Origin of the sequence: Lacibacter luteus (assembly GCF_004118265.1) — a bacterium.
GTDB lineage: Bacteria > Bacteroidota > Bacteroidia > Chitinophagales > Chitinophagaceae > Lacibacter > Lacibacter luteus.
The window spans coordinates 1,675,007-1,700,122 of sequence record NZ_SDHW01000001.1 but is presented as its reverse complement, the minus strand read 5'-3'; the positions used below and the strand labels follow the sequence as shown (position 1 = coordinate 1,700,122).

26 protein-coding genes are annotated in these 25,116 nt (G+C 41.2%); 17 read left to right on the top strand and 9 right to left on the bottom strand.

The features are described from left to right. Position 1: 1 nt before the first annotated feature. The 8 genes from sufC (at position 2) to ESA94_RS06705 (ending at position 6,015) form a co-directional block, all read left to right on the top strand. Positions 2–766, top strand: a complete 765-nt coding sequence (gene sufC, locus ESA94_RS06740) for a Fe-S cluster assembly ATPase SufC (RefSeq protein WP_129130061.1) — start codon at positions 2–4, stop codon at positions 764–766. A 76-nt stretch (positions 767–842) separates the two neighbouring features. Next, a complete protein-coding gene (gene sufD / locus ESA94_RS06735) occupies positions 843–2,150 on the top strand; it encodes a Fe-S cluster assembly protein SufD (protein ID WP_129130060.1) in 1,308 nt (435 codons plus the stop codon). Between the two features lie 88 nt (positions 2,151–2,238). Further along, positions 2,239–3,480 (top strand): cysteine desulfurase, encoded by a 1,242-nt coding sequence (locus tag ESA94_RS06730; protein WP_129130059.1) that lies wholly within the window; start codon positions 2,239–2,241, stop codon positions 3,478–3,480. 188 nt (positions 3,481–3,668) lie between these two features. Further along, on the top strand, positions 3,669–4,109 hold the full coding sequence (locus tag ESA94_RS06725; RefSeq protein ID WP_129130058.1) for a SufE family protein: 441 nt from the start codon (positions 3,669–3,671) through the stop codon (positions 4,107–4,109). 22 nt (positions 4,110–4,131) lie between these two features. Further along, positions 4,132–4,443 (top strand): iron-sulfur cluster assembly protein, encoded by a 312-nt coding sequence (locus ESA94_RS06720; protein ID WP_129130057.1) that lies wholly within the window; start codon positions 4,132–4,134, stop codon positions 4,441–4,443. Positions 4,444–4,572: 129 nt separating this feature from the next. Continuing rightward, complete coding sequence (locus ESA94_RS06715; protein ID WP_129130056.1) at positions 4,573–5,124, top strand: BrxA/BrxB family bacilliredoxin; 552 nt, start codon at positions 4,573–4,575, stop codon at positions 5,122–5,124. Positions 5,125–5,135: 11 nt separating this feature from the next. Next, complete coding sequence (locus tag ESA94_RS06710) at positions 5,136–5,612, top strand: RrF2 family transcriptional regulator (protein ID WP_129130055.1); 477 nt, start codon at positions 5,136–5,138, stop codon at positions 5,610–5,612. A 16-nt stretch (positions 5,613–5,628) separates the two neighbouring features. Further along, positions 5,629–6,015: a hypothetical protein gene (locus ESA94_RS06705; protein WP_129130054.1), complete on the top strand. Its 387-nt coding sequence runs from the start codon at positions 5,629–5,631 to the stop codon at positions 6,013–6,015. Positions 6,016–6,035: 20 nt separating this feature from the next. On the opposite strand, the gene mtaB is transcribed toward ESA94_RS06705, so the two are convergent. Beyond that, the gene (gene mtaB / locus ESA94_RS06700) at positions 6,036–7,325 is read right to left on the bottom strand and encodes a tRNA (N(6)-L-threonylcarbamoyladenosine(37)-C(2))-methylthiotransferase MtaB (RefSeq protein ID WP_129130053.1); all 1,290 of its coding nucleotides are present in this window, start codon (positions 7,323–7,325) and stop codon (positions 6,036–6,038) included. Positions 7,326–7,615: 290 nt separating this feature from the next. On the opposite strand from mtaB, the gene ESA94_RS06695 reads away from it, so the two are divergent. The 4 genes from ESA94_RS06695 (at position 7,616) to priA (ending at position 14,605) form a co-directional block, all read left to right on the top strand. Next, positions 7,616–10,483 carry a DEAD/DEAH box helicase gene (locus ESA94_RS06695; protein WP_129130052.1) on the top strand — a complete coding sequence of 956 codons (2,868 nt, stop codon included), beginning with the start codon at positions 7,616–7,618 and terminating at the stop codon, positions 10,481–10,483. 115 nt (positions 10,484–10,598) lie between these two features. Then, on the top strand, positions 10,599–11,060 hold the full coding sequence (locus ESA94_RS06690) for a DUF4258 domain-containing protein (RefSeq protein ID WP_129130051.1): 462 nt from the start codon (positions 10,599–10,601) through the stop codon (positions 11,058–11,060). Between the two features lie 203 nt (positions 11,061–11,263). Next, the gene (locus ESA94_RS06685) at positions 11,264–12,043 is read left to right on the top strand and encodes a lysophospholipid acyltransferase family protein (protein ID WP_129130050.1); all 780 of its coding nucleotides are present in this window, start codon (positions 11,264–11,266) and stop codon (positions 12,041–12,043) included. Positions 12,044–12,088: 45 nt separating this feature from the next. Beyond that, positions 12,089–14,605 (top strand): replication restart helicase PriA, encoded by a 2,517-nt coding sequence (gene priA / locus ESA94_RS06680; RefSeq protein WP_129130049.1) that lies wholly within the window; start codon positions 12,089–12,091, stop codon positions 14,603–14,605. A gap of 7 nt (positions 14,606–14,612) precedes the next feature. Here the strand turns inward: priA and ESA94_RS06675 are convergent, their stop codons facing one another. The 5 genes from ESA94_RS06675 to ESA94_RS06655 form a co-directional block, all read right to left on the bottom strand. Next, positions 14,613–15,101, bottom strand: coding sequence for a hypothetical protein (locus ESA94_RS06675; RefSeq protein ID WP_129130048.1), 489 nt, complete (start codon positions 15,099–15,101; stop codon positions 14,613–14,615). A gap of 46 nt (positions 15,102–15,147) precedes the next feature. Next, the gene (locus ESA94_RS06670) at positions 15,148–15,669 is read right to left on the bottom strand and encodes a M23 family metallopeptidase (protein WP_129130047.1); all 522 of its coding nucleotides are present in this window, start codon (positions 15,667–15,669) and stop codon (positions 15,148–15,150) included. Between the two features lie 91 nt (positions 15,670–15,760). Beyond that, positions 15,761–16,843 carry an FUSC family protein gene (locus tag ESA94_RS06665; protein WP_129130046.1) on the bottom strand — a complete coding sequence of 361 codons (1,083 nt, stop codon included), beginning with the start codon at positions 16,841–16,843 and terminating at the stop codon, positions 15,761–15,763. A gap of 418 nt (positions 16,844–17,261) precedes the next feature. Then, the gene (locus tag ESA94_RS21745; protein ID WP_129130045.1) at positions 17,262–17,699 is read right to left on the bottom strand and encodes an RNA recognition motif domain-containing protein; all 438 of its coding nucleotides are present in this window, start codon (positions 17,697–17,699) and stop codon (positions 17,262–17,264) included. Between the two features lie 79 nt (positions 17,700–17,778). Further along, complete coding sequence (locus ESA94_RS06655; protein ID WP_129130044.1) at positions 17,779–18,435, bottom strand: NAD(P)H-binding protein; 657 nt, start codon at positions 18,433–18,435, stop codon at positions 17,779–17,781. A 127-nt stretch (positions 18,436–18,562) separates the two neighbouring features. Between ESA94_RS06655 and murB the strand changes: the two genes are divergently transcribed. Continuing rightward, complete coding sequence (gene murB / locus ESA94_RS06650; RefSeq protein ID WP_129130043.1) at positions 18,563–19,585, top strand: UDP-N-acetylmuramate dehydrogenase; 1,023 nt, start codon at positions 18,563–18,565, stop codon at positions 19,583–19,585. A 73-nt stretch (positions 19,586–19,658) separates the two neighbouring features. Here murB and ESA94_RS06645 read toward each other — a convergent pair whose 3' ends face one another. Next, on the bottom strand, positions 19,659–20,288 hold the full coding sequence (locus tag ESA94_RS06645) for a 4'-phosphopantetheinyl transferase family protein (RefSeq protein ID WP_129130042.1): 630 nt from the start codon (positions 20,286–20,288) through the stop codon (positions 19,659–19,661). Positions 20,289–20,354: 66 nt separating this feature from the next. On the opposite strand from ESA94_RS06645, the gene dcd reads away from it, so the two are divergent. Next, entirely contained in the window at positions 20,355–20,891 is a 537-nt protein-coding gene (gene dcd, locus ESA94_RS06640; protein WP_129130041.1) for a dCTP deaminase, read from the top strand. 2 nt (positions 20,892–20,893) lie between these two features. Here the strand turns inward: dcd and ESA94_RS06635 are convergent, their stop codons facing one another. Beyond that, positions 20,894–21,997 carry a DUF2891 domain-containing protein gene (locus ESA94_RS06635; protein WP_129130040.1) on the bottom strand — a complete coding sequence of 368 codons (1,104 nt, stop codon included), beginning with the start codon at positions 21,995–21,997 and terminating at the stop codon, positions 20,894–20,896. A gap of 53 nt (positions 21,998–22,050) precedes the next feature. Then, positions 22,051–23,136, bottom strand: a complete 1,086-nt coding sequence (locus ESA94_RS06630) for a DUF3810 domain-containing protein (protein WP_129130039.1) — start codon at positions 23,134–23,136, stop codon at positions 22,051–22,053. Between the two features lie 250 nt (positions 23,137–23,386). Here ESA94_RS06630 and ESA94_RS06625 point away from each other — a divergent pair, with 250 nt between their 5' ends. From ESA94_RS06625 to plsX, 3 genes are read left to right on the top strand one after another with little or no spacing between them, the layout of a single operon-like run. Continuing rightward, the gene (locus ESA94_RS06625) at positions 23,387–23,923 is read left to right on the top strand and encodes a YceD family protein (protein ID WP_129130038.1); all 537 of its coding nucleotides are present in this window, start codon (positions 23,387–23,389) and stop codon (positions 23,921–23,923) included. An 11-nt stretch (positions 23,924–23,934) separates the two neighbouring features. Further along, positions 23,935–24,129 (top strand): 50S ribosomal protein L32, encoded by a 195-nt coding sequence (rpmF, locus tag ESA94_RS06620; RefSeq protein WP_129130037.1) that lies wholly within the window; start codon positions 23,935–23,937, stop codon positions 24,127–24,129. A 23-nt stretch (positions 24,130–24,152) separates the two neighbouring features. Then, on the top strand, positions 24,153–25,100 hold the full coding sequence (gene plsX / locus ESA94_RS06615; protein WP_129130036.1) for a phosphate acyltransferase PlsX: 948 nt from the start codon (positions 24,153–24,155) through the stop codon (positions 25,098–25,100). Positions 25,101–25,116: the final 16 nt, after the last annotated feature.

Genomic DNA, 25,116 nt, shown 5'->3' with positions numbered 1-25,116 from the left:
TATGTTATCAATAAAAAATTTACAGGCAAGGATTGAAGAGAAGGAGATCTTAAAAGGTATCAACCTTGAAATTAAAGCAGGCGAAGTGCATGCGATTATGGGACCCAACGGTAGCGGTAAGTCAACATTGGCTTCTGTACTCGCTGGTCGTTCTGATTATGAAGTAACAGGCGGTACTGTTGAGTTCCAGGGAAAAGATCTGCTGGAGCTTGCTCCCGAAGATCGTGCACGTGAAGGTGTGTTCCTTGCGTTTCAATACCCAATTGAAATTCCCGGTGTAAGCACAACCAACTTTATTAAAACAGCAGTGAACGAAGTGCGTAAATATCGTGGTGAAGAACCAATGGATGCAGTTGCTTTTTTGAAAAAGATGAAAGAGAAAATGAAGCTGGTTGAAATCGATCAGTCTTTGTTAAGCCGTTCACTCAACGAGGGTTTCAGTGGTGGTGAAAAGAAGCGTAATGAAATTTTCCAGATGGCGATGTTGGAACCAAAGTTTGCTATTCTTGATGAAACAGATAGCGGTTTGGATATTGATGCGTTGCGTATTGTAGCAGAAGGCGTGAACAAATTGAAATCAAAAGACAATGCCACATTGGTGATTACGCACTACCAGCGTTTGCTCGAGTACATTGTTCCTGATTATGTACACGTACTGTACAAAGGCCGCATTGTAAAAAGCGGTGGTAAAGAGCTTGCTCTTGAACTGGAAGAAAAAGGATACGATTTTATTAAGGAAGAATTAGGAGAAGAAGTAGAAGCCTAAATCGCTCACAGATAACGCAGATGAACACAGAAAAATCTGTGCATATCAGTGGAATCAGTGAGACAAAAAAAGTAAGATGTCAGAATTAAAAGAATTAATACAGGATAAGATCAGCAAAGAATCATTCAGCGGTAATGGTTCACTAAAAGCGTTGAGCCAGAAAGGGCTGGAACTGTTCAATGAACAAGGCATCCCAACTGTGAAGCACGAAGAGTGGAAGTACACACGCATCAGTGTAGTGCTGAACAAAGATTTTTCTTATGCGGTAGATGCAACAGCAGTTACAGCAAAAGATGTGGATGCATTTCGTTTGCCCGGCCATGAAGCTGCAAATGAGCTGGTATTTGTAAACGGTATTTATCATGCAGAACTTTCAAACATCCGTTCATCTGCTGATGAACTGGTGATCCTTCCGTTGAGCGAAGCAGTGAAAGGCGAATACAAAGCAATTGTTGATGCAAATCTTGGTCATAGCGCCGGTTATCACAACGATGGTGTGAATGCATTGAACAATGCGTTTGCATACCAAGGCTTGTTTATTTCTGTAAAGAAAAATAAATCAGTTGAGCATCCGCTGTATTGTTATTATATCAACGATGCAAGAACGGTGAATGTGTTATCGCAACCACGTACATTGATTCATGTTGCAGTGAACGCAGAAGTAAAATTGGTAGAAGAAGAAGTAACCATCGGTACCAGCGATTCATTCATCAACAAAGTGAGTGAAATTGTAGTGGAAGAAAATGCACAGGTGCATATTTATAAAATTCAGAATGAGGATAGTCATAGCAGTTGTGTAAAAACAACGCATGTGCGCCAGTTAGGTGTAAGTAAGGTGAATTCTGTTACCATTACACTAAACGGCGGTACGATTCGTAACAACCTCAACTTTATTCTGGAAGCACCCGGTTGCGAAAGCAATATGTATGGTTTGTATTGTGTAAAAGGAAATACGCACATCGATAATCATACGATTGTAGATAACCAGCAGCCGCACAGCTTAAGTAACGAACTGTACAAAGGCATCATGGATGAAAATGCTACAGGTGTTTTCAACGGCAAGATTTTTGTTCGCCAGGATGCACAAAAAACAAACGCTTATCAAAGTAATAAGAATGTATTGCTGAGCGATACTGCTTCGGTAAACACCAAACCACAGCTTGAAATTTTTGCGGATGATGTGAAATGTTCGCATGGTTGTACCATTGGCCGATTGGATGATGAAGCTTTGTTTTATTTGCAGGCAAGAGGCATTGGTGAAAAAGCAGCGAAGGCATTGTTGTTACATGCATTTGCAATTGAGATTTTGGAGAAGATTGAACTTGAACCAATTCGCCAGTATGTAGATCAGATCATTTCTGAGCGTTTGGATTTTGAAATTTGATTGAACCACAAAGGCACAAAGATTGCACAAGGTTCACCAAGTTAATTCGAAGAAAACCTTTTTGGCTCTTCGTAGTAAAAATTAAATAATGGTTGAAACGTTAACACATACCACTTTTGATGTACAGGCTATCCGTCAGCACTTTCCGGTACTGAACCGTGTGGTGAAAGGAAAACCTTTGGTATATTTTGATAATGCTGCCACTACACAAAAGCCGCAGGTAGTAATTGATGCGCTGACAGATTATTACAAAAACTACAACGCTAATATTCATCGTGGTATTCACTCATTGGCCGAAGAAGCAACCGCTGCTTACGAAGCAACAAGAGATACCGTGCAGCAATTCATCAATGCCAAACAGCGTGAAGAAATTATTTTCACAAGAGGCGTTACCGAAAGCATTAATCTTGTTGCTTACACATGGGCACGCACCAATCTGAAAGCAGGTGATGAGATTATCATCAGTGGCATGGAACATCACAGCAATATCGTTCCCTGGCAGCTGATCGCTGAAATCACAGGCGCAAAGTTGAATGTGATTCCTGTAAATGATAACGGCGAATTGATCATGGAAGAGTTTCACAAACTCTTAAATGAAAAAGTGAAACTGGTTTCCGTAGTGCATGCATCCAATTCGTTGGGAACGATCAATCCTGTAAAAGAAATTATTGACGCAGCACATAAGGTTGGAGCAATTGTTATGCTCGATGGAGCACAATCAACCGTGCATTTGGATATTGATGTGCAGCAACTCGATTGCGATTTCTTCGCCATCAGTTCACACAAAGTATATGGCCCGACAGGCATTGGTGTATTGTATGGCAAGCGTGCGTTGCTCGAAGCAATGCCGCCGTTCATGGGTGGTGGTGAAATGATCAAAGATGTAACATTCGAAAAAACAACCTGGAACGATCTGCCTTACAAGTTTGAAGCAGGTACACCCAATATTGCTGATACGGTTGCTTTAAAAGCAGCGCTTGATTTTGTAAGTGGTATTGGTAAATCAACCATTCGTAAATACGAAGACGAGTTGCTGCGTTATGCAACGGAGCAATTACAAAGCATTGATGGTATTCGTTTAGTTGGTACAGCAAAACATAAAGTGAGTGTGGCATCGTATGTAGTGGAAGGCGTACATCCACAGGACTTAGGTATTTTATTAGATAACCAGGGAGTAGCAGTTCGTACGGGTCATCACTGTACACAACCATTGATGAATCGTTTTGGTATTCCCGGTACTACAAGAGCAAGTTTTGCAATGTACAATACCAAAGAAGAAATTGATGTGATGATTGCAGGTTTGCATAAAGCGATAAAGTTATTGAGATAGTCTGAACCAGGATTTATAGGATGAAAGGATGAATTGGATAATATGAATCCCCTCCTTGGAGGGCTGAAGGATGATAAACTTAGTAAAGATTGACGGGGGGGGGTGCTGAATAGCATTACAAAACGTTCAAGTGTGCGACGCAACAAACGATTAAAAGAATTACTAAAGCCGGTTACATAAAAAAGAAAATGGCAGAAGTTAAAAGTATAGCAGAAACAGAAGAAGAAATTGTTGATGAGTTTTCGTTGTTCGATTCATGGGATGAGAAATATGAATACATCATCGACATGGGAAAGAAATTGAAACCACTGGAAGACGAGCATAAGAAAGAAGAGAACAAGATCAAAGGTTGCCAGAGTACAGTGTGGATGGTGAGCGAGTTGAAAGATGGAAAAGTATTTTATCGTGCAGAAAGCGATGCGGTGATCGTAAAAGGTTTGGTGAGTATGCTGATTCGTGTATTGAGCGGACATGCACCCAAAGAGATCGTTGATGCAAAACTGGAATTCATAGATAAGATCGGCATGAAGCAACACCTGGCACAAACAAGAAGCAATGGTTTGCTGAGCATGGTGAAACAAATGAAACTGGATGCAACTGTATATCAAGCAAAGCAACAGATGAATTAGTGCGGATTGTAAAATAAATGTGATGGACAAAGAAGCAATTAAAGAAACGATCATCGAAAAGCTACAAACGGTATTTGATCCCGAGTTGCCGGTGAATATCTATGATCTTGGTTTGATCTACAATATCGACATCAACGATAAAGGTTATGCCAATATCACCATGACGTTGACAGCGCCCAGTTGCCCTGCAGCACAATCGTTGCCTGTGGAAGTAGATCAGAAAGTAAGAGAAGTGGAAGGCGTGACTGATGTAAATGTGATGATCACCTGGACACCGAAGTGGGAGAAGAGTATGATGAGTGAAGTAGCAGCATTGGAATTAGGATTTATGTAGAGTTGCTCACAGATCACGCAGATAAAAACAGATAGTTTTCTGCAGATCAATGAGCTTTAATAAACAATAACAATCACCAACAGATTTCATCTGAGTACATCAGTGAAATCTGTGAGAAAAATTTAAAGTATGGCAATGATTTCTTTAGATAGTTTAATGGGCAATCAAGGCCCCAGCTATCCCGAACAAATTGCAGCACCTTACCGAAAAGAGCTGGTAGATGCAGGCTTTGAACAAATGATGAGTGTTGAAGATGTTGAAAAGGTATTGGCAGGTAATCCCGGAAAAACAGTATTGCTGGTGTTGAACAGTGTATGCGGTTGCAGTGCAAGAGTTAGCAGACCGGGTGCATTGCTCAGCTTTTTTAATCATGTAGTGCCTGATGTAAAAGCAACATTGTTTGCAGGTATGGAGAAAGAAGCGGTGGCGCATTTCCGTGCAAACTATTTGAACGGAATCACACCTTCTTCACCCAATGTGTTGTTGTTGAAAGACGGACAAGTGCTGTTGCATTTGCAACGTCACCAGATTGAAACAACAGATGCAGGTACGATTGCTGATGCATTGATCACAGCATACAATGAATATTGCACAAAGCAAACAACAGAAGCAGAGCGTGAAGAGTTAAGAAGTTATTTCAAAAATTTATACCAGGTAGATCCTTTAGCAACACAAGAATAAACCATCTCAACATGAAAATTACTTCATCAGAAGAGTACGGTATCAGGATTCTTATCCGCATTGCATCGGCTAATCCCGTTGAAGGATTAAGTATTCCACAGTTAAGTGAAGCGGAGAAGCTCACCGAACCGCATGTGGCAAAGATTTGCCGCACTTTGCGTATGGAAGGGTTCATCAACAGTACGCCCGGTTACAAAGGTGGTTATGTGCTGGCAAAGCCATCGGATACCATCGTTATTAATGATGTGTTGAAAGCATTGGGTGGTACTTTGTTCGATCAACAGTTTTGTGATGCACATACCGGCATTGGCCGTTTGTGTACTAACTCTGTTGATTGCAGCACACGTTCGCTGTGGAAGATGATCCAGTACACACTCGATAATCTGCTGAATAAATTAACGCTGAAAGATCTGATGGTGAAAGAAAAAGAAGTGGAGCTGAAACTGGAAGCGATTCTGCAGAGAAATGTGGAGGCGTTGTTGAAGTAAGAATAGTTGAAGACTTATGAAAATGTTTTTCAAAATCTTTGTGGTATTTGTTTTTATTGGTTGTAATTCAAAGCCAAAATCAAGGTTTGAATTTTTAAAAGGAGTCTCTACTACTGTCAATAAAATGTGTCCTATGCAAGTTGATAGTATTTTGAAACTTGAAAATACTGTCGCACTTCCTCCTGCAACTTTTAGGTATAATTACATCTTAAAGTATGATACTGTGAAATACGACATTCATGAATTTGAAAAGTCATTACGTATTACAACTTTAAACATGGTTAGAACAAATCCTGAAAGTAAAATGTTTAGAGATATAAATACGACAGTAGAATTTAACTATAGTGACACTTTGGGGAATTATTTGTTTCGAATTGTATTGAAACCAGAAGAGTACAAATAGTACTAGTACCTTACAAAGCCTTATATCTTCCAATCCACAATCTCATTCACCCATTCTTCTTTAAACGGCGTAGTGATCTTAATGTAGTTATCGGTATAACCTTCCATCATGCCGTTCTTACTATGCCCTTCGAACAGCACAGGTCTTGTTTCGCCTGCGTGCTGCTCCGTAAAGTATTGCATCTTCATGTAAGAAAGATTGCGGAGTGTTTTGTTACGTTCGTAACGGGTGGTCATAGGTACAACCGGACCGAGTGTGAGTGCATGTGTGTTGTCACGTTCAGAGTAGGTGAACACATGCAGATAGCTTACATCGAGTGAGTGAAGAAAATCAAATGTTTCCTTAAACAGTTCATCGGTTTCACCGGGGAAACCAACAATTACATCCACACCAATACAGCAATGCGGCATCAGTTGTTTAATGAGTGCAACACGTTCGGCATACAGCTCCCGTTTGTAACGGCGGCGCATCATACCTAGAATGGTATTGCTTCCGCTTTGCAACGGAATATGAAAATGCGGCATGAACTTTTTACTTCTGCTTACAAATTCAATGATCTCGTTGGTAAGCAGGTTGGGTTCAATGGAAGAGATGCGATAACGTTCAATACCTTCCACTTTATCTAACTGTTGTATGAGGTCGAAGAAATTTTCCTCACGGTTATAGATAGAAAGCGAACCATTACCATCTGCACCTTTACCAAAATCGCCAAGGTTCACACCCGTCAACACAATTTCTTTACTGCCACCTGTTGCAATTTCTTTGGCGTTGGCAATCACGTTGGCCACATTATCGCTTCTGCTTTTACCTCGTGCCTGCGGAATGGTGCAGAACGAACAGGTATAATCGCAACCATCCTGTACTTTTAAAAACGTACGTGTACGGTCGTTGATGGAATAAGAAGCATTGAAACCACTTACATCTTCAATGTCGCAACTGCTGATCTTTGCACTATCACCTTTCGCCAGTTCTTTAATGTGCGAAACAATATTGAATTTTTCGGCTGCACCTAACACCAAATCAACACCGGGTATCTCTGCAATTTCTTTTGGCTTCAACTGTGCATAACAACCGGTGATTACCACTAAACTTTCCGGCGACTTGCGTTGAATACGACGCACCAGTTGCCGACATTCTTTATCGGCATTATCAGTAACAGAACAGGTGTTGATCACATACACATCGGCCAGGTCATCAAACTCTTTCTTCTCAAAACCTTCACTCTCCATCTGCCGGCTGAGTGTGGATGTTTCGGAATAGTTGAGTTTACAACCCAATGTGTGAAATGCGACTGTTTTTGCTGCTGCCATATCTGATTATTTCTCGTGCTGCCCCTTTTGCAGAAAGGCTGCAAAGATAACGAAGTACGGAGAAAGAAGCGAGCTGAAATGTAAGCTGAAAAGGGCTTTGGCCAGTAAGCCGGGAAGGCGGAGAGTTCTTACTCCCGCCTTACTGCCTTCCCGGCAACCTCAAATAAAATTGTTTGATTTACAGCACATTTCTCTGCGTCTTATTTTCTTTGCGCCCTTTGCGTGAAAAAAATAATTATTCATGGTTGCCTCATCTTTCAACCCCTTATTTTTGCCGCCCTTGTTTTTCTATGGACAACCGTAATACCAAAACATATTTACTCTTTCAGCCGAAGCATTTGTTTACCAAACGACCTGTGTTGGAGATCAGACAATTGATCAAAACCGCAACGGGCATTACATCGGGTGAGCAGCAGTTGAGCCGTGCCAACCTCAAACAGTTTTTTCCGCAGTTAAGTGATGAAGGCATGAAAACCCTGTTGGGTTTTTCGAAATGGGAATGGCAGAAAACAGAAGCCGATATTGTTGGTCAATCGCAATACATCAGCAACGAAACAGAACGTGCCGCCATGCAGAAAAAAGCAATGGCACGTAAACTGCAATCGATGATCAGTGCAATGCGGCAATTGCAGGGCTTTGAATTTTATCACAGCGGAACAGTCAATGCTGCATCAACACAAACAGTGAAATGTGTTTTTCATTCTTATCCTGTTGAACTCGCTTTTCATGCTGTTGCAGAAAATGATCGTTACAAACTGGAGATACAGGTAGTAAAAGGAAAAGAACGTATGCCACTTGCTTCGTTCAAACGGTTTCATTTTTTATTAGAGAACGATTCAACGTATTATCAGCTCGCATCAAAAAGTCATGATGCGGTTGAATGGTTGCAACAGCAAGACAGCAGCACATGGACTACAGCTGAACCATCATCATTTGAACAGGTGGTCGCAAAGCTGAAGGAATGGGAATTGAAAGTGGATGCCACCGCCATTACACAAGGCGAAGAGTTGATCGCTGAACCGCAGCCGCAGGTAATGTTGAGCGAACTGAATAATACATTTCTAAAACTCGAACCACGTTTTGTGTACGATGGTTATGTGATCGATGGACCTTTTGAAGAAACAGCAACAATACAAAGCGCAGGTAAGGTCCTCAACATTATCCGTCATCAGCAAAAAGAGGAAGAGCTGGTTACTTTTCTTCGATCACTGCATGAAAAATTTTCGAACCAAAGCAATGGATTTTTTTATCTCACTTTTGCTGAAGCGCAGAAGAAAGGTTGGTTTCTGAAAGTATATCACAAGTTGCTGGAGATGGATGTTGATCTGCTCGGCATCGACCTGATGAAACATTTCCGTTACTCACCGCATATTGCTGAAACAACTATCAGCAAACAGGAAACGGAAAACAGCTGGATATGTTTAGGTATGATGGTGAAGTTTGGAAAAGAAATTATTCCGCTTAACTACTTGCAGAAAAGTTTACAGAACGGACAGAAAGCTGTGATGCTGAAAGATGGTAGTCTGGGCGTGTTGGGTGAAGATTGGTTGAAGCAATATGGTATGATGATACGGCATGGTAAAGTGCGTAAAGATGAACTACTGGTGCCGAAGTGGTTGCTGATGAGTGAAGCAACGGATGAAACAACAGAAGATGCATCAGCAATTAAAACCGACATCAGTGCAGGATGGTTCAGTAAATGGAAACAGTGGGAGAAACAGGAACAGGCATTATATGCATTGCCAACAGGATTAACGGTGAAAGAGTTGCGCCCTTATCAACAGAAAGGATATGAGTGGTTGCGTTTGTTATCGGAAATAGGTGGCAGTGGTTGTTTGGCCGATGATATGGGTTTGGGTAAAACATTGCAAACGATCACATTCCTCTTACATAAAATTGAAGAGCAGCCGAATGATCAACATCTTGTTGCAGCGCCTGCAAGTTTGTTGTACAACTGGCAGAAGGAGTTGGAAAAATTTGCGCCGGCAGTTAAAGCAGTGGTGTTTCATGGTGCAGGAAGAGATGAAAGTTTATTGAACGATGCCAACAATAAGATCATCATCACGAGTTACGGAACATTGCGACAGGATATTGCATTGCTGCAAAATATTCCGTGGAATACAATTGTGGTAGATGAAAGTCAGCATATCAAAAATCCATCTGCACAAATAACCAAAGCAGTTTGGCAGCTTGTTGGTAAAACAAAAATTGCATTGAGCGGTACACCGGTGATGAATGGTACGGGTGATCTCTACAGCCAGTTGCATTTCTTATTGCCCGGCTTGTTAGGCAGCAATGAATTTTTCAGAAGAGAATATGCTATTCCGATTGAACAAAAAGCAGATGCAGAAAAAGCAGCGGCTTTGCAAAAACTGATTCGCCCATTTGTATTACGCCGTACGAAAGAACAGGCAGCACCTGATCTTCCTACAAAAACAGAATCAGTGCTTTGGTGCGAAATGGATATCGATCAGCGTACCGCATACGAAAGCATCAAAGAAAATGTTCGCAGCAATGTGTTGATGGATATCAGCGAAAATGGTTTGAACAAAGGCAAGATGAGTGTGCTGGCTGGTTTGATGAAGCTCCGGCAGATTTGTAACAGTTGCGAACTGGTAAAGGATGAAGATGTGTTTGCATACGACAGCATTAAAACGAAAGTTTTGATTGATGAATTGAAGACCATCATTCCTCAACATCGTGCACTGGTGTTTAGCCAGTTTACATCCATGCTTGATCTGCTGGAACGTGACTTGCAAAAAGAAGGTATCAAATACATTCGACTTGATGGACAAACAAAAGTTTCTGAACGACAGGACCTGGTTGCTGAATTTCAGGATGAAGAAAGTGATGTGACGGTTTTCCTGTTAAGCTTGAAAGCAGGTAATGCCGGTCTTACCTTAACCGCAGCAGATTATGTTTTCCTGTTTGATCCATGGTGGAACACAGCGGTAGAGAACCAGGCCATTGATCGTACACATCGCATCGGTCAGCAATCGCATGTGTTTGCGTATCGCATGATCTGTAAGGACAGTGTGGAAGAAAAGATCATGAAGCTGGCAGCAGGTAAAAAGAAACTCGCCGAAGATCTGATCACTGCTGAAGAAGGTTTTGTTAAGAGTTTATCGCTGGATGATATTAAGTATTTGTTGGAGTAGGGAGGTTTATAGTTTTTAGTTTATTGTTGGTGTGAGGGTGGGTCACCCGCAGTTGTTTTGGGTGGCTCACCCGCATCTCAACGAAAAACAATATTATTGTGCAGCAAATACAACAATGAAAAAAGCGCTTCCCTATCTTTTGCTCATTCTGTTACTGATTGCAGCGGTATTCATCCGTCGTTGTAACAGCAAGGATCAGCTAACTGATAACGATAAACGAAAACCACGTACAGAAGATGTGCGTGACAACGATAATAAAACCGATAATCAAAAGACCAATAACCTTGATGCTTTTCGTGATCCCTCATCGGACTATTATTTCACCAAGCATGCACGCTGTCGCATGAAATGCCGGCACATAACCCAGGAAGAAGTAAAAGAAATTGTGCAGAAAGCAGAAGTGAATTATAAGAAGAGCGAACTCGATGCAGCACAAGGTCCGAAGTATGCGTTGGAAGGAGTTACATCAAGAGATAATCAGCATGTACGCATTATTGTGGCACCAAAGCAACGGCACTTGACCATTGTAACAGTGATTGATCTGGAGAATGAGTGGGATTGCCCGAGTTGTAAGTAAACCCCTAAATCCCCCTGAAAGGGGACTTGCTTTGCACATGGCCAGCTTATTTGGTTATATTGATTGTTGAAGAAAGCTCTGATGATTGCAAGCTGAAGAATAAATAACAAAAAGTCCGTCACCTCGACGTAGGAGAGGTCTCACAAATTGCAGACTGTATCAAATGATAGAGATGCCTCCTTCGTCGACATGACGAAACAAGTATGAAAGTATTACTCAAACCACTACAAATTCTTTACGTCATCTATGCCATGATCATGTTTGTGATCATGATGTTGATCGTTGTGCCCGTTGTACTGGTCGCTTCTTTCTTCGGGAAAATAAAAGGTGGTAATGCGGTGATGCGTATTGTACATTGGTGGGCCGATGCATGGTTGTTCATGATCGGTATTTATCATAAACGGATTATTGAACAGGAGATCAGGGAACATCAGTCTTACATTTTTGTCAGCAATCATAATTCCTACATGGATATTCCGCAGATGCTGAAAGCAATTCGTCAGCCATTACGCATTTTGGGGAAAGCAGAAATGGGCAAAGTGCCGGTGTTTGGTATCATTTACAATGCAGCAGTAGTACCTGTTTTGCGTGGAAGTGCAGAGAACAGGGTGAAGAGCGTAAAAATTTTGCGTTCAGTATTGAACAAAGAAATCTCTATCTACATCGCACCCGAAGGAACTTTCAACATGACCGATAAACCCCTGATCGATTTTTATGATGGTGCTTTTCGGTTGGCCATTGAAACACAAACACCCATCAAGCCATTGTTGTTTTTAGATGCAGTTGATCGTATGCATTGGCGAAGTATATTTTCCATCACCCCCGGTAAATTAAGAACTGTTTATCTCGAAGAGATTTCTCCCGAAGGTTATACGCCCTTTGATGTACCTGCCTTCAAACAAAAAGTGTACGATGCAATGGAAGCAAAGCTGAAGGAATATAAGGCGAGCTGGATAAAGCCCCCATCCCCTAAAGGGGAGTAAATACACACTCCAATTGTTTTTATTCTTCCCTAATTTTATCTGCTCATGGATTTATTTGTTGATGAAAATAATAGTGCAGATAAACCTGCGGAGATATTCCCCCCTTTAGGGGATGGGGGCTTACGCTACGCAGAAATTATTATACCACTCGCTCTTCCAAAAAACTATACCTGGAGTATTCCTGATCGGTTGCTCGAACAGGTGCGTGTTGGTGTGCGTGTGGAAGTGGAGCTACGGAAGAAACGTTATGCGGGTGTTGTCAAGTCTATTCATAATAACAAGCCTGCAGCATTCGATCCGAAATTTTTATTGAATGTGCTGGATGTGGAGCCGATCATTCATGAACAACAGTTAAAGTTGTGGGATTGGATCGCCAATTATTATTTGTGCACCGAAGGTGAAGTGATGGCGGCTGCATTGCCTGCACATTTCAAACTCAGCAGTGAAACTATTTTATTGTACAACGAAGAGATCGGTGAAGATTTTTCTACACTCGATCACGATGAATATTTAGTTGCAGAAGCATTATTGATAAGAAAGGAGTTGAAGTTGCCCGAAGTGCAGCAGATACTCGACAGTTCGCATATTTATACTGTAGTAAAACGCTTGATCGAGAAGCGGGTTTGTTTTGTATGGGAATCGTTGAAGGAAACTTATTCCGCCAAAAAGGAAACATTTGTATTGCTGAACCCGCAATACGATAATGAAGACCAGTTAAGTGAGTTGCTGAATAACTGGAGCCGTGCACCCAAGCAAATGGAATTGCTGTTGAGTTATCTGCATTTAATAAAAACAGAAGGCGAGGTAAGCAAAACAGCATTGCTGAAAAAGAGCAATGCAAGCGATGCGCAATTGAAAGGATTGGTAGAGAAAGGTATTTTGTTTTTAGAAAAACGTGCAGTTGATCGTTTGCTCAACCTGCCGAGAAACATTTCGATTGATTTTGAATTAACAGCTGCTCAACAGAAATCGTTGAGTGAAATAAGAACATCATTCGAAACAAAACCTGTTTGTCTGCTGCACGGTGTTACTGGCAGTGGTAAAACGCAACTTTACATTAAACTCATTGAAGAATATATCCGCAAAGGAAAGCAGGTATTGTACTTGCTGCCGGAGATTGCATTAACAGCACAGATCATTCGTCGACTGCAAAAACATTTTGGAGGATACATTGGTATTTATCACAGCAAGTTCAACCAAAACGAACGTATTGAAATCTGGAATAAGATCAAGAGCGGTGAAATGAAAGTAGTACTGGGTGCAAGGAGTTCCATGTTTCTTCCGTTTGCGGATCTTGGTTTAATTGTTTGTGATGAAGAACACGACAGCAGTTACAAACAACAACAGCCTGCGCCACGCTACAACGCAAGAGATGCAGCTGCTTATTATGCTTCTGTGTTTGGTGCTAAAATGTTGCTGGGCAGTGGTACGCCTTCCGTAGAATCTTATTACAATACGCATGTCGGAAAATATGGTTTGGTTGAATTGATGGAGCGTTTTGGTGAAGGTGCGTTGCCATCCATTGAGTTGGTTGATACCAAACCATTGTTCAAGCAAACAAAAGAAAAAGTAATGATCGCTCCTGCGTTGCAGGAAGCAATTGAAAAATCGCTGGCGCAGGAAAAACAGGTGATCCTGTTTCAGAACCGTCGTGGTTACACACCACACCAGGTTTGTAAAACCTGCGGCTGGATTCCGCATTGCCGTTATTGCGATGTGAGTTTAACCTATCATAAATTCAAACATAAACTGCAGTGTCATTACTGCGGTACGGTTTATCCAACGGTGAGCACTTGCGAAGCATGCGGCAGTCATGATTTTATGCAGCACAATTTTGGTACGGAGAAAGTGGAAGAGCAATTGCAGGAACTGTTTCCCAAAGCAAAGATTGCACGCATGGATTATGATACGGTGAGTGGGAAGACGGCACATGATCAACTCATTCAACAATTCGAGCAGCACCGCATTGATATTTTAGTGGGCACACAAATGGTGGTGAAAGGTTTGGATTTTGAAAAAGTAAATCTGGTAGGTATTCTTGATGCAGACAGTTTATTAAGCTTTGCTGATTTTCGTGTGAACGAACGTGCTTTTCAATTGATGGAGCAGGTGAGTGGTCGTGCCGGACGAAAAGATGCAGATGGGCATGTGATGATACAGGTAGCAAATACCAATCATCCGGTTTTGCAGTTTGTAAAAGCACACGATTACAAATTGTTTTTCTCTGTTGAGTTGCAGGCAAGACGACAGTTTTATTATCCGCCGTTTACACGCATCATACAGCTTACACTTAAGCACAAACAAAAAGAAACCGTAGAAGCGGCTGCACAACTGGTGGGTGAAAACATGCAGCCTTTGTTTGCAAATTATATGGTTGGTCCGGCAGAACCGGTGGTGAACAGAGTGCGTAACCAGTACATTATGGAACTGGTGTTGAAGCTGCCGAAAGATGCACAGCTGATTCATCAGTGTAAAGAAATGATCCATGCACAAACGGTGCTGTTGCATAATCATCCAAATTTTAAAAGTGTGGTGTTGATTGCGGATGTAGATAAGATGTAAAAAGAGACTACCCTTGGCTGTTTATAGAGAAATCAAAATATTCTCTTGTTGTAAGATTTAATTTAAGATTGAAATAGCAAGGTCCACCGTCAAAAATAAGAGGTATGTGTGAACGCCAATAATCTCCTTGAGTTTTGCATAGGCAATTTATCCAAACAAATGATTGTGCGTTGTTATCTGTTGCAAATATCAATAGCTTTTTATAGGAGGTCATGATTTCTTCAATCCACATTGTACGCTTACTTAATAAGTGGTCTTTGTAAATTGTATGAATGGCCTTAGTTAACAATTCTTCAATCAAACAATAGTCGATTTTAGGGCGAATTGCAGGCTTAAACTTTGTAGCAAATGGGTTTCTTGCTGTTGTGAAAGGTAGAATAACTACAGATAAAGTGTCGGATAAATAGTCTTTGCAAACATATTGGTTTGTTTGCCCAAAAAGAGAATTAAAGGAATACAAAAGGAAACCCAAAATGCAGATAATTTGAAGCTTCATAATCACTAAGTTCTCTTTTTTTGTTTTTCAAGCCGTAATTACTTTGTTAATTTAAAGCAGTATTCAAATATTCAACGGGGTTCAGGTAATACATTTTCTTCCATCCTTGTATTGATGTGTCTTTTCTCCATGGAAGAGGAATGAGCGATTTGATGGTATAATGTAAATGTGGTGCTTTTCCTGCTGCGTTGCCTGTTGTGCCAACTGTTCCAATCGTTTTCGTTGAACTTACAAATGCGAATGAAGATGTTTTGATTTCTTTAAGATGAGCGTAGTAATGCAATCTCCACTTAGGACCAAGTATCAAAACAATATTACCGCCTTTCTCGATCGTTCCGGTGTAAAGTACAATTCCACTGGTTGAGGAAACGATCTCTGTTCCTTCTTTTGCAAAAATATCAACACCCTTATGTGTTATTGATGTTCCCCAAGGGTAAGCCCAGAAGGATTGTTGATTGTAGCTTTTCTTGCTTGCACCTTTTACCGGAATTGTAAACGATTGAGGAATGAGGAAGCCGATTAATAAAATAAGTAAAAGAATCAGCAGTATTCGTTTGATCTTTTTCATGATGGCAGATAAACGTGATCTCCTCGTTATTTATTTATGATTCTGACGATTTTGGCATTTAGTTAGCAAGCATATCCATAAGGATCATCAATCACTTCCTCAATATCGCCACCCTCGTCTTCCGTATTCTCCGCTCAGTACTCTCACGCACCTGCTGGTTATGCAAAACCCATCCACCCAGCAAACCAATCACACTTCCAATCACTGTATCAAGTAAACGTGTTGCAATAAGTTGATTTGGGTCTGCAGTCATCGCTGTTCCTGCTTCTGCTAAAAACAACGTAAGTGGTGTAATCAAAATAACTGCTAATCCATAATGCCTCACCACCAGCATCTCCACAATAAACTGCAGTAACATAATACTGAGGCAAACAGTTAATGCAGTCATTTCAACCTGCAACAGTAACCAGGCTACACCCAACCCAATAAATGTTCCGAGTATACGCTGGATGCTTCGTTGCCATACATGATGAAGACTGATACCCTGCATGACTGCTGCACAGGAAATAGGAACCCAATAAGGCTTTTCCAGTTTCAATAAATGACTCACCAGTAATGCAACAGCCAGCACTGCACCAATGATGATCGATTCAACCAGTTTGGTATACGGGTTGGTTGCAAGCGAAGTTGTTTCCTGTGTAAACTTTCCTTTTCTGATAATGTATAAACTGTAAAAGAACGCAAGTACACAGGTAAGCATACCACTCATCACGATCAAACCAATACGTGTGGGGATGGTATTGAAATCGAACTGCATGCTGCTGGCAATAGCAGCGATCATCACAAAGAAAAAACCACCGGGTGGTTTCATTTGAAAATAACGGGTAACCCAATGTGCGGTAAATGCGATCAGTCCTAACACCAAGGCTGATAGATAAGGATTAAAACTAAATGCAATACTCACCCCAAACGAAAAAGCTAAGCCAAACGAACAAACCACGAGTGTGATCATCCGCTGAGCAAAAGAAGCAGATGAAGGCAGATAAAGAATAACCATACCACCAGTACTGGCGAGGATGCCATAGTCAAGACGGTTAAAATATAAACCAATGAGCAAGGGAATACCTACACAAAGTGATGCCAGTACCGGTATGTGCCAAAGGCGTTCGGATTTTTTCAGCTCAACTAAGGAGCGGAGTTCATCTTTTACCAATTGCTTAAACGAAACGGCCATGCTGCAAAACTATAGCAGCAATTTGTATAAAGTTTGATGGCGTAGTAAAAAAGCAAATCCCCCGAAAGCCGGGGGATTTTGCAAGAGTAAAATTTTTTCCATCAAGAGGTAAATAATTGTTTTAATAGGGATGATGGATCGGATTCATGAATACGGATTTTAATTTTTTAGTTTTCAAAGGATCATTGGTCTGTCAGTTCTGATAGAGTACGGATTTTTCTTCAGGAATTGGATTCTTAACTTCTGATACAAATTTCGTTACACGTAAGCTTATTTCGGCGGGTACTTTTGACCGATTTTTTTGCGTAATTATTCATCGGAAATTTACGACATATTAATTTTTATGTTCAGGTTTCAGGTATGCCGGTAAATAAAAAATCCCTCCGTTGAGAGGGATTTTTGAAGTCGTTTATGTTGATTAATACCGACGACCGCCGCCGCCATATCCACCACCGCTACCGCCGTTTCCACCACCGTAGCCGCCGCCACCTCTGTTACCACCACCGCCGCCACCGGGACGGTATCCACCACCGCCACCACCGGGGCGATAACCACCGCCACCGCCGCCAGGACGATAGCCTCCACCACCGCCACTGCTTCCGCCACCTGGTCGGTCTTCTGCTTTCTTAACAACAAGTGGTTTCTTGCTGCGGCCAAGCTGAATATCATTTAATAACTCAATGGCATCATTACCATCAGCTTCATTTTCCATTGTAACAAAACCAAAGCCACGGCTTTTTCCGGTTTCACGATCAATTGAAATTTTGGCAGAAACTACCTTGCCAAACTTTTCAAAGATTTCTTCTAATTCGGCATCATCTACATCATAGGGTAAGCCGGCGACAAATAAATTCATTTTTAATTTTTTTGTAAAACTAATTAAACTGTTGATTGCTTGCTCAAGATAAGCAGTTTAAGTCATAAATCTGACTGTTTCAGGCTTTTTCAAGCATCTTACTGTAAGCATAAACGTGTAAACCGGATTCCTTTTTCTTAGCTGCCAGCAACATTGCATTTGCAACATCAGTTCCATTAATACCTTTATAGTTCGATGGCAGAAGAAATTTAAACATACGGAACAAAGTAATCCCGATGCTTTCGCCTGTTCGATGTTGCATGCGGTTGCCCATTAAAAATGACGGACGGAAAATATGAAAGCTGTTAAAACCAAACGTTGCAATTACTTCTTCCACTTCGCCTTTTAATCGTGTATAAAAAAAGCGTGAACGGCTGTTGGCACCAATGGCCGATACCAATAGATATTGCTGAAAGCCTGCAGCTTTGCCAAAACGGGCAGCATTAACAGGTATATCAAAATCAATACTGCGGTATAAAACTTTATCGCCTTTTACCTGTGCCATGGTAGTACCGATGCAGCAAAAAATACAATCGCCGGTACCAAGCTGCTGTTGGTAATGTTCGTAGTTGGAAAAATCGGTAATGCATATTTCCAGCTTTGGATGTTGCAGGTTTACAGCACGCCGAACAAGAATGCGTACACGGCTGAATGCATCATCGTTTAAGAGTTGTTCAACCAATGCCGATCCAACTAATCCTGTGGCGCCAATTACAACTGCTGTTTGTCCGTTCATAAATGCTTTATTTTGCAACCATGCCGTTTGCTATATGCGTATTGTTGAACCATATTGCTGCGGCATAATACAAGCCTGAATGTAGAAACCTGCCTTCAAGCTTAAGTAGTTTAAAATTTGGTATTACATGCAAATTCACGAAAATCTTTCACTCAGGCAATACAATACATTTGGTATTGATGTAAAGGCAAAACTCTTTGCCGAGTTTAATTCGGTTACACAACTGCAGGAAATTCTGCAATACATACAACATCTTGCGCCACGTATACCCCGTATGGTATTAGGTGGCGGCAGTAATGTTTTATTTACAGGTAATGTGCAGGCACTGGTGTTAAAGAATGGTATTTCCGGTATTGAATTAGTAAAAGAAGATGAACAGTTTGTATATATAAAAGTTGGCGCCGGTGTTAACTGGCACAGCTTTGTGCAGCATTGTGTACAACAGGGTTGGGCAGGCGTGGAGAATTTAAGTTTGATACCTGGTAATGCAGGTGCAAGCCCCATGCAGAACATTGGTGCGTATGGTGTGGAAATAAAAGATGTGTTTGAAGAGCTGGAAGCTTATCACTTAACCGATAAAACGGTTGTAACGTTTTCTGCAACAGATTGTGCATTTGGTTATCGTGAAAGTGTGTTCAAACGAAAGTATAAAGACCAGTTTGTAATACTAACGGTTACGTACAGGTTAAGAAAAAATCCCATCTTTCATACAACGTATGGCGCCATTAACGAAGAGCTGGAAAAAATAGGGGTGAAGGAGTTGAGTATTACCGCTATATCGCAGGCAGTCATCAATATCCGTTCGTCGAAGTTGCCCGATCCGAAGCAGATCGGCAACGCAGGAAGTTTCTTTAAGAATCCATCCATCAGCAAAGAACAGTACGATCAGTTAAAGAATGAGTTTACATCGCTGGTAGCTTATACAAATCCCGATGGTACAATGAAGCTGGCGGCAGGCTGGTTGATAGAACAATGCGGGTGGAAAGGTTATCGCAAAGGCGATGCAGGTTGCCATGCAAAACAAGCATTGGTGCTGGTAAATTACGGTGCAGCTACCGGTAAAGAAATTTATGATTTGAGCGGAGAAATAATGCTGAGTGTGAAAGCAAAGTTTGGAGTAGAGCTGGAAAGGGAAGTGAATATCATTTAGCCTTTACTAGACAGCCGATAGTAGTTAGTCTGTTTTTGAATAATGACTTAAAACTATCGGCCACAGGCTTTCCTCAACTAACAACCCAACTCATTACCAAATCGTACAGGAAACGATAATGTACTGTAAGTGGCAATGGTTCATGTTTGCGAAAACTGCAGATGAGTTTTCCTTCTTCATCTGAGCCTTCAATATTTTCGATGTGCATATGCTCACGAAAATCAACACCGCCATCGCCAAACCATTTAAACATCGATTCTTTTGTGCTCCACATCAGCGATGTAAGTTGTAATAACTGCTGTGCACTCATTTGTTCATCAAGCAGCATCTTTTCCCTTTCGGTTAAAAACTTGTGACTTACCCGTAAAATTTTTTCCGAAGCCTTTTCTATATCTATCCCTACACGTTGTGTAGAGCTTACAATTGCTGCTGCATAATCGCCACAATGCGAAATGGAGAAATGATATTTCTCATCGGGCAGAAAAGGCTTGCGTGTATCGGCAATTAAAATTTCTTCCAGCGGAAAATCTTCAAACAGCGTAGGTAACAGATAGCGGCCGGCGAGGTGTTGTAAACGCTTGTGCGGATGCGATACATCACGCTTCAACGGTACTTTTTCAAGAAAAAAATCTTCAGCTTCTTCTATGCGCCAAAGACCGGCCCTTGTGCCGCTGTTGATAGTATGTTGATAAACGAGTGCCAATTGTAGAATTAAGAATTTAGCTTGCGGGTTCAGTATTTCAATGCATACAAATCTAAAGAGAAGTATATGATTTTATCGGATAAAAGAATCCTGGAGGAAATTGAAAAGGGAACCATTAAAATTGAGCCGTACGACAGGAGCTGTCTTGGCTCCAATTCGTACGATGTGCATTTAGGAAGTACATTGGCTACTTATAAAGAACACATGATTGATGCAAAGAAGCACAACGAAATTGAGTACTTCGAAATTCCTGACGAAGGAATTGTTTTATATCCGCATATTTTTTACCTCGGTGTAACATTGGAATACACCGAAACACATGCGCATGTGCCTTTCCTGGAAGGTAAATCATCAACAGGCCGTTTGGGTATCGATATTCATGCAACCGCCGGTAAAGGCGATGTTGGTTTTTGCGGTAACTGGACATTGGAAATTTCGGTTAAACAACCCGTGAAGGTGTACAAAGGCATGCCCATCGGTCAGCTTATTTATTTCCCTGTGGAAGGAGAAATTGAAGTGAAGTACAACCAGAAGTCAAATGCCAAGTACAGCGGTCAGCCAAACAAACCGGTTGAAAGCATGATGTGGAAGAATAAATTCTGATTTTACTGAAACAATGCATAAACAGCAAAGCTCGCCAGCCAGTGTTCTCCGCCATAACCACCGCTTACAACATTGGGCAATGAAGCTGTAAGATGATTGATAGCAGCACGCATCAGCATTTTTTTACGTGGATCATTTGCAGGTAATGCTTTTGAAATACCGTTCATGCACCAGCTGCGGCTGAAACAAAGTCCATCAAGATGCACGATCTGGTAATCATTTCTGTCGGATACCACCGGTAATACAAAAAGATGTTTTAAAGCAGACGTACCGATGTATTGATTAAACCAAACGGGAAAATCTTTTTTAGGTAATACCCTGCGCATCAGATCGGCCACTTCCAGCGATGGTGAAAGAAAATCAGAGCCATTCGGTTCCCATGAAGCCGGTACATTTTTATCCTTTTGAAAAAGTGTAAGTGCTGCTTTTGTAATATTCAATTCAAAGGTTGTGTTTTTGGCTGCTCTTGCATAGTCCAGTGCAAATACTAATCCGAACGCTGTATTCGGATGAACACCTGTGCGGTTAGGATATGTTTGTTTGGGTAAAAATTTTGTCCAGAGATCAACGATTTTATTGGTAAGCGGTTGCAGGTTTGCATGCCATGTTTTTGCATCAGCATCATCCCATTGCAGTAATTCTTCATCGAGTTTCAAGAGCCATGCCCAACCGTAAGTACGTTCCCAGCTTGCCGCAAGTGGCAAGTCGAAATATTTTACTTCTTTTAAAATATTATCTGCGGCAAAACTTTTGGCGAGTATGCTGCGTATTTCTGCTGCGTTTGCTAAATGAGGAAATGATTTTAAAAGCTTCACCAGCATCCAGTGGCCATGAACAGAAGAATGCCAATCGAGACAACCGTAAAACGATGGATGAAGTTGATGTGGTTTCAACACATGATCGCTGTCGCTGTTGGAAAGATGATTGGTTTTATTGGGATATTCCTGTTCAATACATTTCAACGGAAGCGATGCAAGATGTGCTGCACCTTTTTCCGTTAATATAAAACCCGAGCTGTCTTTTTTAATTGTAAAGAAACTGTTGTCCTGCGCATGGGTATATAGAAATGAAAAAAGACAAATGAATAATGCAAAAAGTAAACGCATGAAGTTGAATTAAGCAGTTATTAAAACAGGAATGTTGCAAACAAATATAGTATTTACTTAAGCCCGTATTTATGGTGGTAGGCCAACACCCAACCTGTTACTTCGCCATAACTTTCAATTCCTTTTCGTTGGCGGTTTTGTTTCAGATAATAATCGTACAGCTTATCAGTCCAGTCGCTCAGGAACGTACGATGATCGGTTACAAATTTTCTGTAAGCAACCAGATCCCGTTTAACACCGGGGTGAAGTTGATCGCCAAACTGTTTTGCTGCAGTTGAATCAACAGCTCTCAGGTTACCCCATGCATACAAAAACATATCGAGATAACTGGAGTATTGCATAAGTGTGTCGTTTGAATGTGTTGCAGAAAGAAAACCAACAAAGTTGGCTTCGCTTTCGCTGGCGTAACCGATCTGGTGCGCCATTTCGTGGCATACAACATAAGGTTGCAGAAAATTGGGGATAGCTGTGTTCACTTGGCCTTCGCCTGTAAATGGATTGTAATATCCCTGGAAACCCACATAATTTCCAATTTCACCAAACATTGAAGGTTTTAATGATGCGTGTTTGTATCGCAAAAAGGGGAATTGTTTTTCCAGTGTTTGATAACCCTGCAATGCCGATTGAAACATGCGGTCATTATTCATGGTCGTGTCTTTCTTTTGCAGGCAGATTTCTTTTCGGCTATTCATCTGCAATAGCAGGTAGTTGTTTAAATCGATCAACTGCTGCTTATCGAACTTACCGTTTTTTAAACCCAGCTGCTGTTCAATTCCCTGCCGGTAATAATTCAATCCCCAAAAAAGATAGAAGTACACATATACAAATAACAGAATAATACCTGCTGTAAGCAAAGGCGTAAGTTTTTTGCGCCAGCTATCGGTTTTATGAAAAAGGCGCACAACAAATTTGCCCAGTTGCCAAAGTACGCTAACCGAAACAATGCTGTAAAGAATATCGCCCAGGCTGAAGGGGATCCAGCCAAACAGGATACGCAAAAAACGGCTAAGGCCCGGGTAAAAGCCATTGGCATAATTTTTTTCGATCCAGCCATGATTGCCTGCTATAAAAAATATAGAAAGGGCAAGGATGAGGAGCGTAATAAGCAGCGATATCCGTATAAGTTTGCCGTAGGTCATTGCTGTCAAATTTACGGGGTAAACCGGTTTTCGGGATTGGTTTGTAATAAGCTTTTGGCTGATAGTCAATGTGCAACAATAATTTAAGAACGCTTTTTGCTACTCTAAAGAGGGTAGGCAATACTGGTTTACAGTCCAAAGGAGGTTAAATTAGTACTTACAGGAACTTTAAGCCGAAAGAAAACCAATATTTGGTTTGGCAGGAAATGGTATTTCGGTTACCTTTGCAAACTCTTTAAAAAGGGGTATTATGTCGAGCCGCCGGGAATTTGAAATAGCATTTGTAGGGTTAAAATCCGGCACACATCAGTTTCTATATGAAATTGACGACAGGTTCTTTGAAGAATTCGGAAAACAGGACTTTAAAAACTGTAAAGCCAACGTAAAACTTGAACTGGAAAAGAATACAGGGTTTATGTTGCTGAAGTTTGAGGTAGGTGGAAGCTTAGGTGTGCTTTGCGACCGATGCGGAAACGATTTGCCTTTAGAACTGTGGGACGAATTTGAGATGCTGGTGAAAATGACCGATGAACCGGAGAAGATGAATGACGAAGAAGAAAGTCCGGATGTGTTCTACATTTCACGTACAGAAAGTCATCTGCATGTGAAAAACTGGATCTTCGAGTTTATTAACCTCAGCATACCCATGCAAAAGATGTGCAGGGAAAGTGAGATGGGCGGACCACACTGTAACAAAGAGGTGTTGGCCAAGCTAGCTCAGATGAACCCGCAGGAAAACGAAAACAAATCCCTCTGGAAAGGGTTAGATAAATTTAGAAACGAGTAAAATTTAAAGATATGCCAAATCCAAAGCGCAGACATTCACAACAACGCAGTGCGAAACGTCGTACACACTATTCAGCAGTGAGTGTTACTTTAACAAAAGACAGCACTACGGGCGAAACACATCCCCGTCACCGTGCACACGTGAGCGAAGGTAAACTGTACTACAAAGGAAAATTAGTAGCTGAAAAAGCTCCCGCAAAAGCATAAGCTTTTATAATTAACTTACCTGCATGGTCATAGGTATTGACATGATGGGTGGCGACTACGCCCCTCAGCAGCCGCTGTTGGGCGTAGATTTGTTTTTAGCCGAAGCTACCCCTGGTATTAAATTGCTGCTGATTGGTGACGAAACCATTATGCGCAGGCATTTTGTTTCTGTACCGGCAGCTGTATCTTTTTTGCATACTACCGAAGTGGTGGATATGCAGGAGTCGCCTACCAAAGCATTACGGGATAAGCCCAACTCCTCCATGAACAAGGGTCTGCAGTTGCTGGCCGAAGGAAAAATTGATGCATTTATCAGTGCCGGTAACACAGGTGCAATGATGGTGGGTGTGTTTTATACTATTCGTGCCATTGAAGGTGTACAGCGTCCTACAATTTCAACTGTTATTCCCAAAGTAGAAGGTGGTTATGGATTGATTCTCGATGTGGGTATGCAGGCCGATTGTAAGCCGGAGAATTTATTGCAAAACGCTATTCTCGGAAGTATCTATGCTCAAAATATTCTTGAAATAGAAAACCCTGCAGTTGGATTGATCAATATTGGTGAAGAGGAAGGCAAGGGCAATTTATTGGCACAGGCTGCTTATCCATTGTTAAGAGAAAGTAAGCTCATTAATTTTATCGGCAACATTGAAGGTCGTGAAATATTAACCGGCAAAGCTGATGTAATGGTGTGTGATGGATTTACCGGTAATGTTATTTTAAAACTGGGCGAATCGATCTTTGATATTTCAAAGTCTCGCAACCTGGATGAAGATGATTATTTTAAACGTTTCAATTTTGAAACTTATGGCGGCACACCAATTTTAGGAATTGATAAACCGGTGATTGTTGGGCACGGTATTTCCACATCAAAAGCATTTGTGAATATGATTCATCTTGCAACTAAGATGATTGAAACAAAGCTGTTGGAAAAAATGAAAGAAAAATTTGTGAGCGAGGAAACAGAGTAAAATGCACGGTGCTGTT

Excerpts from the sequence above, each read along its gene's own strand:
- sufC (WP_129130061.1), top strand. The coding sequence starts at position 2 with ATGTTATCAATAAAAAATTTACAGGCAAGGATTGAAGAGAAGGAGATC.
- sufD (WP_129130060.1), top strand. The coding sequence starts at position 843 with ATGTCAGAATTAAAAGAATTAATACAGGATAAGATCAGCAAAGAATCA.
- ESA94_RS06730 (WP_129130059.1), top strand. The coding sequence starts at position 2,239 with ATGGTTGAAACGTTAACACATACCACTTTTGATGTACAGGCTATCCGT.
- ESA94_RS06725 (WP_129130058.1), top strand. The coding sequence starts at position 3,669 with ATGGCAGAAGTTAAAAGTATAGCAGAAACAGAAGAAGAAATTGTTGAT.
- ESA94_RS06720 (WP_129130057.1), top strand. The coding sequence starts at position 4,132 with ATGGACAAAGAAGCAATTAAAGAAACGATCATCGAAAAGCTACAAACG.
- ESA94_RS06715 (WP_129130056.1), top strand. The coding sequence starts at position 4,573 with ATGGCAATGATTTCTTTAGATAGTTTAATGGGCAATCAAGGCCCCAGC.
- ESA94_RS06710 (WP_129130055.1), top strand. The coding sequence starts at position 5,136 with ATGAAAATTACTTCATCAGAAGAGTACGGTATCAGGATTCTTATCCGC.
- ESA94_RS06705 (WP_129130054.1), top strand. The coding sequence starts at position 5,629 with ATGAAAATGTTTTTCAAAATCTTTGTGGTATTTGTTTTTATTGGTTGT.
- mtaB (WP_129130053.1), bottom strand. The coding sequence starts at position 7,325 with ATGGCAGCAGCAAAAACAGTCGCATTTCACACATTGGGTTGTAAACTC.
- ESA94_RS06695 (WP_129130052.1), top strand. The coding sequence starts at position 7,616 with ATGGACAACCGTAATACCAAAACATATTTACTCTTTCAGCCGAAGCAT.
- ESA94_RS06690 (WP_129130051.1), top strand. The coding sequence starts at position 10,599 with ATGAAAAAAGCGCTTCCCTATCTTTTGCTCATTCTGTTACTGATTGCA.
- ESA94_RS06685 (WP_129130050.1), top strand. The coding sequence starts at position 11,264 with ATGAAAGTATTACTCAAACCACTACAAATTCTTTACGTCATCTATGCC.
- priA (WP_129130049.1), top strand. The coding sequence starts at position 12,089 with ATGGATTTATTTGTTGATGAAAATAATAGTGCAGATAAACCTGCGGAG.
- ESA94_RS06675 (WP_129130048.1), bottom strand. The coding sequence starts at position 15,101 with ATGAAGCTTCAAATTATCTGCATTTTGGGTTTCCTTTTGTATTCCTTT.
- ESA94_RS06670 (WP_129130047.1), bottom strand. The coding sequence starts at position 15,669 with ATGAAAAAGATCAAACGAATACTGCTGATTCTTTTACTTATTTTATTA.
- ESA94_RS06665 (WP_129130046.1), bottom strand. The coding sequence starts at position 16,843 with ATGGCCGTTTCGTTTAAGCAATTGGTAAAAGATGAACTCCGCTCCTTA.
- ESA94_RS21745 (WP_129130045.1), bottom strand. The coding sequence starts at position 17,699 with ATGAATTTATTTGTCGCCGGCTTACCCTATGATGTAGATGATGCCGAA.
- ESA94_RS06655 (WP_129130044.1), bottom strand. The coding sequence starts at position 18,435 with ATGAACGGACAAACAGCAGTTGTAATTGGCGCCACAGGATTAGTTGGA.
- murB (WP_129130043.1), top strand. The coding sequence starts at position 18,563 with ATGCAAATTCACGAAAATCTTTCACTCAGGCAATACAATACATTTGGT.
- dcd (WP_129130041.1), top strand. The coding sequence starts at position 20,355 with ATGATTTTATCGGATAAAAGAATCCTGGAGGAAATTGAAAAGGGAACC.
- ESA94_RS06635 (WP_129130040.1), bottom strand. The coding sequence starts at position 21,997 with ATGCGTTTACTTTTTGCATTATTCATTTGTCTTTTTTCATTTCTATAT.
- ESA94_RS06630 (WP_129130039.1), bottom strand. The coding sequence starts at position 23,136 with ATGACCTACGGCAAACTTATACGGATATCGCTGCTTATTACGCTCCTC.
- ESA94_RS06625 (WP_129130038.1), top strand. The coding sequence starts at position 23,387 with ATGTCGAGCCGCCGGGAATTTGAAATAGCATTTGTAGGGTTAAAATCC.
- rpmF (WP_129130037.1), top strand. The coding sequence starts at position 23,935 with ATGCCAAATCCAAAGCGCAGACATTCACAACAACGCAGTGCGAAACGT.
- plsX (WP_129130036.1), top strand. The coding sequence starts at position 24,153 with ATGGTCATAGGTATTGACATGATGGGTGGCGACTACGCCCCTCAGCAG.